The organism is Planktothrix mougeotii LEGE 06226 (assembly GCF_015207485.1).
Lineage (GTDB): Bacteria > Cyanobacteriota > Cyanobacteriia > Cyanobacteriales > Microcoleaceae > Planktothrix.
Genome location: NZ_JADEWU010000042.1, coordinates 38,995 through 49,306, shown reverse-complemented (window position 1 = coordinate 49,306; position 10,312 = coordinate 38,995). Strand labels below are relative to the sequence as shown.

General features: G+C 42.4%; 16 protein-coding genes. 11 read left to right on the top strand and 5 right to left on the bottom strand.

The window, feature by feature from the left end:
- Both IQ236_RS17140 and IQ236_RS17135 read right to left on the bottom strand, forming a co-directional pair.
- A partial coding sequence (locus IQ236_RS17140; protein ID WP_193870423.1) for a hypothetical protein occupies positions 1-426 on the bottom strand: 426 nt, incomplete at its 3' end.
- Between the two features lie 26 nt (positions 427-452).
- A complete protein-coding gene (locus IQ236_RS17135; protein WP_193870422.1) occupies positions 453-803 on the bottom strand; it encodes a hypothetical protein in 351 nt (116 codons plus the stop codon).
- A gap of 242 nt (positions 804-1,045) precedes the next feature.
- Here IQ236_RS17135 and IQ236_RS17130 point away from each other — a divergent pair, with 242 nt between their 5' ends.
- From IQ236_RS17130 to IQ236_RS17115, 4 genes are all read left to right on the top strand, one after another.
- Positions 1,046-1,711 carry a hypothetical protein gene (locus tag IQ236_RS17130; protein WP_193870421.1) on the top strand — a complete coding sequence of 222 codons (666 nt, stop codon included), beginning with the start codon at positions 1,046-1,048 and terminating at the stop codon, positions 1,709-1,711.
- 348 nt (positions 1,712-2,059) lie between these two features.
- Positions 2,060-2,437 carry a hypothetical protein gene (locus IQ236_RS17125; protein WP_193870420.1) on the top strand — a complete coding sequence of 126 codons (378 nt, stop codon included), beginning with the start codon at positions 2,060-2,062 and terminating at the stop codon, positions 2,435-2,437.
- Between the two features lie 62 nt (positions 2,438-2,499).
- A complete protein-coding gene (locus IQ236_RS17120) occupies positions 2,500-3,015 on the top strand; it encodes a hypothetical protein (protein ID WP_193870419.1) in 516 nt (171 codons plus the stop codon).
- A 68-nt stretch (positions 3,016-3,083) separates the two neighbouring features.
- Positions 3,084-4,463: a hypothetical protein gene (locus IQ236_RS17115; RefSeq protein WP_193870418.1), complete on the top strand. Its 1,380-nt coding sequence runs from the start codon at positions 3,084-3,086 to the stop codon at positions 4,461-4,463.
- 451 nt (positions 4,464-4,914) lie between these two features.
- Here IQ236_RS17115 and IQ236_RS17110 read toward each other — a convergent pair whose 3' ends face one another.
- From IQ236_RS17110 to IQ236_RS17100, 3 genes are read right to left on the bottom strand one after another with little or no spacing between them, the layout of a single operon-like run.
- Positions 4,915-5,130 carry a hypothetical protein gene (locus IQ236_RS17110; RefSeq protein WP_193870417.1) on the bottom strand — a complete coding sequence of 72 codons (216 nt, stop codon included), beginning with the start codon at positions 5,128-5,130 and terminating at the stop codon, positions 4,915-4,917.
- 12 nt (positions 5,131-5,142) lie between these two features.
- A complete protein-coding gene (locus tag IQ236_RS17105; protein WP_193870416.1) occupies positions 5,143-5,805 on the bottom strand; it encodes a hypothetical protein in 663 nt (220 codons plus the stop codon).
- Positions 5,780-6,112 (bottom strand): hypothetical protein, encoded by a 333-nt coding sequence (locus IQ236_RS17100; RefSeq protein ID WP_193870415.1) that lies wholly within the window; start codon positions 6,110-6,112, stop codon positions 5,780-5,782. Before IQ236_RS17100 ends, IQ236_RS17105 begins: the two co-directional genes overlap by 26 nt.
- A 289-nt stretch (positions 6,113-6,401) precedes the next feature.
- On the opposite strand from IQ236_RS17100, the gene IQ236_RS17095 reads away from it, so the two are divergent.
- The 7 genes from IQ236_RS17095 (at position 6,402) to IQ236_RS17070 (ending at position 10,160) form a co-directional block, all read left to right on the top strand.
- Complete coding sequence (locus IQ236_RS17095; protein WP_193870414.1) at positions 6,402-6,812, top strand: hypothetical protein; 411 nt, start codon at positions 6,402-6,404, stop codon at positions 6,810-6,812.
- Entirely contained in the window at positions 6,745-7,386 is a 642-nt protein-coding gene (locus IQ236_RS17090; RefSeq protein ID WP_193870413.1) for a hypothetical protein, read from the top strand. Before IQ236_RS17095 ends, IQ236_RS17090 begins: the two co-directional genes overlap by 68 nt.
- A gap of 194 nt (positions 7,387-7,580) precedes the next feature.
- Positions 7,581-7,790 (top strand): hypothetical protein, encoded by a 210-nt coding sequence (locus tag IQ236_RS27810; RefSeq protein ID WP_228041692.1) that lies wholly within the window; start codon positions 7,581-7,583, stop codon positions 7,788-7,790.
- Between the two features lie 11 nt (positions 7,791-7,801).
- Positions 7,802-7,969 (top strand): hypothetical protein, encoded by a 168-nt coding sequence (locus IQ236_RS17085; protein ID WP_193870412.1) that lies wholly within the window; start codon positions 7,802-7,804, stop codon positions 7,967-7,969.
- Complete coding sequence (locus IQ236_RS17080) at positions 7,970-8,476, top strand: hypothetical protein (RefSeq protein WP_193870411.1); 507 nt, start codon at positions 7,970-7,972, stop codon at positions 8,474-8,476.
- 6 nt (positions 8,477-8,482) lie between these two features.
- A complete protein-coding gene (locus tag IQ236_RS17075; protein ID WP_193870410.1) occupies positions 8,483-8,752 on the top strand; it encodes a hypothetical protein in 270 nt (89 codons plus the stop codon).
- Positions 8,745-10,160 carry a hypothetical protein gene (locus IQ236_RS17070; RefSeq protein ID WP_193870409.1) on the top strand — a complete coding sequence of 472 codons (1,416 nt, stop codon included), beginning with the start codon at positions 8,745-8,747 and terminating at the stop codon, positions 10,158-10,160. Before IQ236_RS17075 ends, IQ236_RS17070 begins: the two co-directional genes overlap by 8 nt.
- The last annotated feature ends 152 nt before the right edge of the window (positions 10,161-10,312 follow it).

Here is a 10,312-nt window from a genome sequence, read left to right as displayed (position 1 = left end):
ATCAGTGATTGGTTTCTCAGGATTACAGTTTTTATTAATCCATTCTGCAAGTTGTTTCGGGTTTAAGAGTTTCGGCTGTACTTCAGTCTGTAACACTTCTGTAGTGTCGTTTTCCGGTTCCTCCGGTTCAGGAGTAACGGCGGCTTGTTCCTCCGGTGGGAATAATTGCAATTGTTCGCCATGTGGCTCCTCACCCGGTACAACCCCATACTTGAATCGCTGCAATTCTTCACTCAGAAAAGTCTCGTTTCGTGTGGCTTCTGCTAGATTATCCTCTAATTTTTTGAGTTCGGTTTTGAGAGTTGCGATCGCTGTTTTCTTCTCCTCTAATTGGCTTTTGAGATTATCAATAAATCCATCCCTTGCAGCCAATTCATCCTTTAATTGGTTTAACTCGCTTTTGATTGCGTCCCGTTCCTCCCTCACCCGGTCAAGTTCCGATGTGAGGGTTGTTACTTTTTTTGTGCCAATTCCTCAGCAAGCCCTACCAGTTCCCCTCGGAGTTGACCCAACAACTCACCCTTTAACGCTTCAATGTCCAACTGCTTACTCGGTACAGTATCAGGTACTAACCCGGTACTGTCACCCCCCAATCGATTCTGAGACGAATAATGGTGTAATCCTAACTCTATCAATTCCAAAATTACGGGGCTTACCATCGGACGGCCAGTGATGTGATGCTTTTTCATTCCCTGTTCTGTAGCGATGGCTTCGAGTTGGGCGTAGATATCAACAGGGATTCTTAAGTCAGCCCTTACGATTTGTTGGTTAATCCCCTCGGTTTTGGCTTGTGTTTTACTCATGGCTGTTTCCTCTATCGGGTTCTATCGGGTACTACCCTATACTAACAGACAATAAAGGGTAGTAACTGACAGATAAGCAGATTGTATCGGGTACATTCAGGTACTATCAGGTATTCCTATCAGTCACCCCTTGACAGTAGCGGGTAGTACCGGGTAGGATAGGGGTATCGGTTGAGGAAGGGAACGACGCAAGCCCTACCAACTGGACGCTACAGCACCTTGAAAACTTAGGAGACAACACCATGCTTTTTGCACAACACGCACAACAGCTTCAGTCTGGCATTTCTAGCATCCAAACCCGCATTGATGAACTGGAAGCCCAACTCAAAGCACTGCGGAACGATAAGGCAACCTTAGAAGCCGAACTCCAGACAGTCCTGACGTTAGAGGGAGCCGCCGAATCAGCGCTTAACCAAGCTCAAAGCTTCATTAACGCCGCCGAATCTCTGAACCGGAATGACTTGATTAATACCTTCTGGACTGCTTTGGATAGCTTACGGAACGCTGCGATCGCTAAACTCCCAGAAGCACCGGAAAACGAAACAACACCGGACATTCAACCAACTAACCCGATAGAACCCGATAACAACCCGGTACAAGCTGACACTATCACGGTAGAAGTCACTGAAGCCACTGAACAGGAACCCGATACAGTACCGGATACTAACCCGGTAGAACCTGACACTTTACCCGATACTCTACCTGACACAGTACCGGACACTACCCCCCAAAACGGAAAACACCCCCTATCGGTTGGTAGTGCAGCGTTTAACCCCTCTGATGCCACACTGGATGACCTTAAGCGATATGTCCGGGGTTACTGGGAAGACGATACTACCCGGCAATATGGAACCCTAACCCGACGTTCTACTTGGGAAACCGCAGCTAAAAAACTTCTGAACTCCTAACCACTGACAACCCCATAACCCCTATCAGATATCAATCCTAGGCGTGGTATCTGGTAGGAACCCGATACTAACTGATAGATAAGTTATACCTGGTATTAGTAGCAGGTACTATCAGGAAGTTTAATAGGTGAATGATTGACAGTAACGGGTAGTACCTGTTATCTTTAGATTATAGACAGATGAGAGGAAAGCAAACCCTGACGCTGGGAGCCGTGAAGTTTAAGACGTAGCGGTGATTCAAAAAAAACTCTCTGATGTCCATAAAACAACAGAGACAACCGGATTAACTTTTGCACGGTTCCCGGTTGCCTCTACCAATCACCCACTTTGTAAATGAGGATTAATCTCATGGTAGCTCAAATCAACGCAACGATTACAAGCTCAATCGTCTACACATACACCGACTTCGACGGGACACGGGTTGACATTGTAGAAACCGTCTACCCGGACGGGTCAACAGAACAGCGTCAAATGTGGACAGAGGACAACCTCGACGGAACAGAACAAACCCACTTTTTAAATACCCAAGTCGGACGGATTATTTCGAGCGCCTGGAAAACTTCAAAAAATAACAAATGGTTCTCTAATTACCGTCAACTGTGGTTCCAACGTTGGCAAGCTGAATGTACCCGCTTTAACCAACAACTCGACACCCTAGCATTCCCTAAACAATACAGTCAGGAAGAATACGCTCAAGCTAAGGCTGACTTAGGTTTTGGTTGGTAATTGTTAACATTAAATAGGGGGAATTTCACCCCCTATCGCTTCACAAACTAGAGGAAAAAACAATGGGTAAACTGTTAAACGCAATTGTAAAATACCCCGCAGGAAAAATACTCGAAACCAAGTATGGGGAGAAAGTTAACGCTGTTTTTATGGCGGGTGAAGAGGAAATCAAAATATGGGCAGATGCTAACACCCAGAAGGCAGAAATGCTTAAAAGCTTAGTCAAAGGTGAACATAAGCTTATCCTTGATGACGGGGGAAAATACAAGCTGTTAGAAGATGAACAAAAAACCCAACCTAACGGCAATACTAACAGCAATGACAACGGTAAAACTAACGGAAAAACTAATAGCAACTATGAACCGTTGAGTGATGATAAAAAACGAGCGATAGGACAGTTCATAACTGAACAAGCTGACCTCTTAGCGTTCTGTCACGAAACCGCCTATAAAGCCTATAACAAGCGTTTTCCCCATGACCCGATGGATGAATCAGAATCCTTTGCTTTAGACTCCGAAACCATACAAAAAGCAGGGATGAGCTTGTTTATTACTACTCAGAAACGATTCGGAATCTAACACGATAAAAGGGGGATTATTCCCCCTCTAACCGCTTCAAATTAACAACACGACACAAGGATTAAACAATGAACAGCTTACAACTTGAACTAGACTCTATAAACTCTCAACTTGAACTTTTAACCTACCGCAAAAGTCAGTTAGACTCAATCATGGCTGAATATTCTGATGTAATTAATCGGGTTAAAAGTTTAGTTAGCTCAATGGAAGATGCCAACATCGAGCCGTCTAACCTTCTAATGGAAATTGAAGGGATTGTGTTCAACGTTGAGGAACCGCAGCAACCAAAAACAACGGATAACCATACAAAAATCAACTCTCATATAATCCCTTTTGACCCACAGATTCATGGTGAACTCGAACCGGAATCGACACCAGAAACTACACCGGAGGAACAGCCAACTGAGGAACCAATTCTTAACAGTTTGGGCTTGCCTGTGACACCGGAGCAACGCGGAAACAGTTTGCTATTCAAAGCAAATACCTATTGGGATAATGGGTCATCAGTTCGCATTTTTATACCCAAGAAACGACGTTATAAAGGCGAATTAGAAAACATTGTTAAGGATTGTATAGGTCAAGGATTCGTTGAACAATTTGATATTAACGAATCTGGAGATGATTGGATTGTTCAGTTATCACCTGTGACTGATGAAATAACTGTAAATAACATCATTAATGAGTTTTACCCACAGCATACGGACGGTGAACCTGAACCCTCTAACCCAACTCCTGAACCCGTCCGGTTGATGGTAGCAGTTCCAACCGTTTCTACTGAACTCAAACCACCTAAAACCCGATTGAATGATCAAGCTTATCGACGGAATGACACCCTATTAATCGGATTCGATAACAAACGATTAATGATTGCTTGGGCAAAGTGGTTTAATGATTCGTTTAATGGTGCAGTTTTTGTTAAAGATGATGAACAGTTGGAAGGCTTCAAATATTGCCTCTCAGTCCTTTGGTATGGTAGCGATATAAGCACAAATTGGGAACGATTAAGCAATCTAAATTATTCCTTTAAACCCGATGAACAGCCTACAGGGATAAGCTTAGACGATGTTCGGAATGTCATTCAAACCCTTCAAAACAATGGTGTAAAGTTCATTTCTAAAGGCGAGTTATTGGCTCATCATCTTAACAGCTTGAAGGCTTCAGACTTAGAGGATTATCTTGAAAAATTAGCAGAGGAAGGGTTAATCATTCTCGGTAATAAGTCCATTGATTTGTTGCCAACTAAATCCCAAGACAATGAACCGGATAATCCGACTTTTGAATATACAGAAGTTGACGAGAAAACTACCAAAATCTACAACGATGGAATGCTTTTAGGAATCGCTAAAAACTGCGGTACTCACTGGGAAACTCCACAACTACCCGGTGAAACATTCCCTAATCGTCGCGACGTTGTAGCAGGGTTGTGGCAACTGGTGAACCAATTCTAACTAAAGAGTCTGCTTAGGTTAGCATAATATAATTTATCGGAACCTTCACCCCTCAACACCCTACTGGGTGAGGGTTTCCGACTGTGTAAAGTTTGGTAAACGTTTAAGCGAGCGCTCAAAGCAAAATCCTAAAAATTAATGGTGTCGCTTGACTGTAGACACGGTTAACCATTGGCTGTACCCTCTCCAGTCACTCAGTCAGGAGTCAGACATCACCCGCCGGAACTGTTACCCGTGCCAACGTGGACTTTTTGCTAACTATGATAAAAAGTCCCTTAATAGATCCACGAATTAGTGGAACCCCTACGCTGTAAGCTTTTTATCCACTTACCGGGTTGTGCGAGTGGTAAAGGTTTGATTTCAGTTAATACCCTCAAAAGCTTACAGAGTCAGGGTTTAAGGGTGCGGAGCTAGGGTTAGGTGTCCAGCGATCGCAATCTGGTAGACAACATTAAACGATATAAGCCCCGGTGATGGGTTTGAGCTTGTGGGTTCCCTTCTCGATTGCGACATCTGAATAGGTTTGCTCGATATCCGAGTCTAGGAGAATTCGGTCTAACTCATCCACTAACTGACCCGCTTCTGATTGTTCATCTGTGAGGGCCTGGAGTTGATGGGTTATTTCCTGTAGACGGTTGAATTTTGATTCTGGGATTAGTCTAGCCATTGGTTTTTGCTCCTATACTTTCACTTCATCAAAGCCGTTAACTCTCATCAGTCGATATGGGTTGCCGTCCAGTTCTACAAATCGGATATCGTCATTCCAGACAACCCAATGGGCATCAGTGTTATCACCTGCGGGTTTCCAGTTACTAAAAGTATGATTTATTAGTTCCGATTGTTGTTTTAGGAGTCGATGGAATTCCTCAAGATGTGGAGGAAGTTGGACATTGTAACTAATGGGTTTGAGTTGACCCGGTGGAACCCAGAGGGGAGCTAAATCACGGCTTAATAATTCCTCTGCTGAACATCCCATCATGTCACAAGCCGCCGAATTTACGAGAACATTTTTATGCTGAGTCATGGACACCAAAAATGTCGGACGTGACTCATTTAATATTTCTTCAGCTACTCTCAACCATTGAGTATTTGTTAATCCTTTTATCATTGGTTCCTCTGAAGTTTGTAGAGTTGCAGGGATAGGGATTGATTTTTCTACACCATTAGAAGATGGATAGCTTATTGTTGCTTCCCGTAACCCCCAACGGTGCAAAAAACGGACAATCAAATCGGTTTGACTGTCAACAAAATCTAATGCTTGAGAACGCGATGGTAAAGTAAATTTAACCGTTTCACGTCCTATTGCTATCTGACTTTTAGGGCATTGCAGCAACTTCAACATCTGAGTTACTCCCTTGGATATACCGTTCTTGCAGTTCCTTAAGTTTCTCTGGTCTGACATCTAGTAGATGTGCAACTTTAACGATTAAGCCATTTTTAGGCTTTTTACCGTTCAATAATTCCTTAAGAAACTGACAACAATCACCTTCTATATCTTGGGTGTCCACGTCATCCATAGACCTCAACACGATATCTGCAACATAATCATTTAAGGTTGTCTCAGATTGGACAGCTTTGATTTTAAGTTCCTTGTGTTTCTCGGTTTCGATATAAAAGCATATTGGCTTATATCCGGGTTTTTCCCTCATATTTAATCACCTCAGTCTTTAGTACCAGTCTAACGTTCAAGGGTGATGTACGTCCCTATAGTACATTCCTTAACAATTTGTTACAATTACCCTCTTGTACTTACGGGAGTACAAAAGTACAATCTAATGTATAGATGTTAGGACGCACTCTGAGATACCACTCAATGAACTCTCAGATAACTCTTAAACGCTTCTGAACCTCGATAACTTAATAGCTAAACTGACCTACCTAGGAGGGACGGTAAAGGGCATTTATTAACCATTAACACATCATCGGAGGTGTTGAAAATTGACCGCAACTATTGAACCCGAAATTATCCCCAAAGGGAGACGGGTTAAGCTGAAAACTTCAAAACGTGGGACTGTTCCTTATGTGGATAAAAAAGAGTTAGCAACGGAACTAAACCGCAGTAGAACTACCTTAAGTCAATGGGAGGAACTGTTGATTAAACATTCCTCAGACTTCCGACGCTTCTACAATCCGGGTTCCCCTTGGAATGACTTTCAAGCTTACTGCTTAGAGATTATCCACAACTGGCGAGAGGGAATAAAAACCCGGAAACTTCCCCCTGATGCCTACCAAAATTACATCACCGAGAACAGTCAATTATTCACTTTAGAGGCTTATAAAAATGTCATCCAACAACAACACAAAACCGACTCAATTATCAATTCTGCAAAGCTTATCGAAGCAGCTTAAAGTTAACGAGAAACTGATAATTAAAACCGCCATTGATTTAGGGTTTGACCCGGACAATCTGAGTGAAGGTGAAGCGCAAGCCATTGTTAATCATTTGACCGGAACCAAGCCAACGGCCATCAACGGGAAACCCACAGAACCGGAACCCGCCCAACCGGAGGAACTGGATTCTATGTCATTGATTGCTGAATCCGATGATTTAGATTTAGCCGCCGATAATGTTGCCCAAAATGTCCAAAACGGCGGCTCTATCAAACAGGGTTTTATTGATTCCGAGATAGGGAAAACGGCGGCACAAGCTGAATTACTTGCACATTTAAACACTGCCACTTTTGCAGATACTTACCGCCGGACAATGGCGGAAAATATGGCAACCTTTCAGGAGATTAGCGACAAGAATCACGATGAGTTTATGGCTTCAATCGTGGACAAATTCAACCAATTGGGAAAGGGAACAGACCCGAACAATCTCCCACGAGAAATGGCTCAAAAAGCACAACAACAGCAAGCCAAAACCCAAGCTTACACGGACAAGATTCGGCAGAATTTCAACGTCAAATCTTGGCTGAATTAGCACAATTAAAAGAGACGGTATCCCAGCTAGAGAGCCGTCTCTCGACTTGTAAAAACATTGAGGACTATTGCAACATGAACAAGATTTTAACACGAATTAAGCGGTTAATTAAACACTTTGAAAGTATTGCACCTAATCAATACGATATTCAAAGTATGGAATGCCTGGGATTGTGTATTTAAGGGGGTTTTAAGATGGATAGCTTCGATTTTTATTTCAGAATCAAGAGATATTCAATCTCAATCAATCCTAAGCTTATTCAGATTGATAAGTGGGATGGATTTAATTTTGATTCATACCCTATCTTCCGATTTGATTTCCCCCAAAAAAAACAACTCAAACCTAAACCTAAACCGATTGAAACCACTGACGATGATGATGACTTTGACCCCATACCCTTTTAGGAGAATTAAACATGAATAGCGATAATTTTTTCTGGTTTTTTATTGGTGGTATTATGACGGGTTTAGTTATTTTAATCGTTCAACATTCCGATCAACTAGAAACCCGTAACGCTTACCAGCAAGGAACTATAGACAATCAACGGCTATGGCTGGAACATGAGAAAGGGGAGAAATGGTAAATGGGCATTCTATCAGCGATCGCTAATTTTTTCACGGGAGGTGAAAACAACCTTGACCGCCTCCCTTCTGTCAACGAGAACGCTTTAACTCCTGATAGTTTCACCCCCAATGATAACAACCTTTACACATCATCCCAACTCGTTAGAGAAGCCAATGAGAGGGGCTGGATTGTTGATGATGAGTTGGTAAAACAGTCCTCAGAAATTGCTAAAAATGTTACCAAAAACGCTAAGAACGTTAAGAAGTTCGGTAAAAACATTAAAGCAATTTCTAAAGGAGAAATAACCACAGCTAAGGAGATGAGCAAAATTATCACCTTGACCGCTTCTAATGATTCTCAGAAGTATGGAATTGTTACGGAAACTCAATCATTATTAAATGCTCAAACCGCAGCTATAGAGGCAGCTAAAGCCAACTACAGGGAACAATTAAAAGCCAATAACCAACGGATGAACGAGCTACTAAACAACGTTAAATCTAGTCGAGATAGGTTAAGAGGACGGTGATAAACAATGGCTAGGGTATTGAATTTTATTGGCTACTTTATCGGGTCTATTTGTTGGGTTTGTATCACCGGGTTAGTGTTCCGTTATTACAACAGTTTACAAGGTTGGTTCTGGGTGTTTATCACCCTTTTTTTATTGGCATTAATTGGGCTGTTGAGCTATTACGGCAGAAAGAGCTACATCGGGCTTTTAAACACATCTGAAGCCGTTCTTTTTGGGATAGTAATCATTCTGTTTGTTGGTTGCATCTTGGGAGGTGTTGCAGCGTATGTCTAACATTTTAACCATCAGTTCCGGGCTGTGGATTGCAACGGGAACATTAGGAATGATATGGGGATTGAGTCAACCCTATCCCTCACCCAATAAATTCTATGGTTTCGGAATGGGCGCTATAGCTGCGTCAATCGGAACGGCTCTAACTTATCCAGCCATGAAGAGGACAGAACGCTCTATCATCCGTCAAGATACCTGCGACACCATTTACGACATTGGGGAAGCTGCGGTTATCGAACGTTACAAGCAGGCTGTATTCCCTACACCCCGGATGCCAGACCTCACTATTAATAATCATATCTTGGGGATGATGGGGGAACCTTCCACAGAACCATCATTAGAGTTTTATAACTGGGAAGGGTTAAGCGATGAAGCTTCTGGAATCTTAATTGGTGGTAACTCCGGTTCTGCTAAGACAAGTTTAGGAGCCGGGTTTGTTGTTGGGAAGTTAACGGCCGTCAAACCGGCGGAAGTGATTGTCCTTGACATTCACGCGAGTAAAAACCCGATTTGGCAACAGATGGGATTCCCTAGGATTGAGTCAGATGTTGAGTCAATTTATCAGATTTTATGCTGGTTAATTGACGAAGTTGAACGGCGTAAATATCAAGAAGGCAACCCATTAATCATCTGCCTAGACGAAATTAATGACACCATATCAGAGTTAGCTCAATTGGATATTGTTAAGCCATTGGGAGGTAAAGAAAAGCGGGTCAAAACTTTCTCCTATGCCATCAGAAAATTATCCAATGCTCGAAAGTTTGATATCTGTTTATTGGGGTTTATGCAATCGCACAACACTGAAGCCATAGGGATTGACGGGAAATTCAGGAATAATTTTTTATTAGTGCTTTGTGGTGCTTCTGCTAGGGGTGAAATACAGAACATTTGGAAACATGATGACCCAAGATTTTTGTATATTCAGAACACAGCTTATCCTGTTGTTATCAGTGGCTCAAACTCTCACACTATCGCACAACACCCAACCCATTCCCATCATTCCCAGTACAGGAAAAAAGGCAATGCTCCATCAAATTTAATCGCTCCTAGATTCCTAAGTGAATCATCAATACCCGTCTATGATTGTGTAGAAAATTTTATTGATGATGAACCAACCAAACCTAAACAACCGCCTAAAACTTCCCCAAATTCTCCATCCTTTGACATTAGAAAGCTTGAGAAGAAACCAGAGAATGATTCTAACCCTGATGACCGATTTATGCAGATTCTAGCATTCTGTAAAGGCAAGGAATCGGTATCAGTTCGTGATGTCCAACGTTCATCTATTGGGCGTGATTTGTCATCTCAAGCCATACGTTATGCGTTTGAATGGTTAGAAAAAAATGGTCACGGAACAGTATCAGAGGAACAGACAGGAGGGACTGTTAAGGTATCGTTTACCCCTAATTAGTTGTCACGTTGTCACCCGTTGTCACAATCCGTTGTCATACGCTGTCACGCCCTATTCATGGGTTGTCACGCCTTGTCACAGTTTTTAGAATTCCCCTTTATACCTTGGCTTATGCCCGGTCATATAGCTGTAGTGACAACGTGACAACAGGA

Excerpts from the sequence above, each read along its gene's own strand:
- IQ236_RS17135 (WP_193870422.1), bottom strand. The coding sequence starts at position 803 with ATGAGTAAAACACAAGCCAAAACCGAGGGGATTAACCAACAAATCGTA.
- IQ236_RS17130 (WP_193870421.1), top strand. The coding sequence starts at position 1,046 with ATGCTTTTTGCACAACACGCACAACAGCTTCAGTCTGGCATTTCTAGC.
- IQ236_RS17125 (WP_193870420.1), top strand. The coding sequence starts at position 2,060 with ATGGTAGCTCAAATCAACGCAACGATTACAAGCTCAATCGTCTACACA.
- IQ236_RS17120 (WP_193870419.1), top strand. The coding sequence starts at position 2,500 with ATGGGTAAACTGTTAAACGCAATTGTAAAATACCCCGCAGGAAAAATA.
- IQ236_RS17115 (WP_193870418.1), top strand. The coding sequence starts at position 3,084 with ATGAACAGCTTACAACTTGAACTAGACTCTATAAACTCTCAACTTGAA.
- IQ236_RS17110 (WP_193870417.1), bottom strand. The coding sequence starts at position 5,130 with ATGGCTAGACTAATCCCAGAATCAAAATTCAACCGTCTACAGGAAATA.
- IQ236_RS17105 (WP_193870416.1), bottom strand. The coding sequence starts at position 5,805 with ATGTTGAAGTTGCTGCAATGCCCTAAAAGTCAGATAGCAATAGGACGT.
- IQ236_RS17100 (WP_193870415.1), bottom strand. The coding sequence starts at position 6,112 with ATGAGGGAAAAACCCGGATATAAGCCAATATGCTTTTATATCGAAACC.
- IQ236_RS17090 (WP_193870413.1), top strand. The coding sequence starts at position 6,745 with ATGTCATCCAACAACAACACAAAACCGACTCAATTATCAATTCTGCAA.
- IQ236_RS27810 (WP_228041692.1), top strand. The coding sequence starts at position 7,581 with ATGGATAGCTTCGATTTTTATTTCAGAATCAAGAGATATTCAATCTCA.
- IQ236_RS17085 (WP_193870412.1), top strand. The coding sequence starts at position 7,802 with ATGAATAGCGATAATTTTTTCTGGTTTTTTATTGGTGGTATTATGACG.
- IQ236_RS17080 (WP_193870411.1), top strand. The coding sequence starts at position 7,970 with ATGGGCATTCTATCAGCGATCGCTAATTTTTTCACGGGAGGTGAAAAC.
- IQ236_RS17075 (WP_193870410.1), top strand. The coding sequence starts at position 8,483 with ATGGCTAGGGTATTGAATTTTATTGGCTACTTTATCGGGTCTATTTGT.
- IQ236_RS17070 (WP_193870409.1), top strand. The coding sequence starts at position 8,745 with ATGTCTAACATTTTAACCATCAGTTCCGGGCTGTGGATTGCAACGGGA.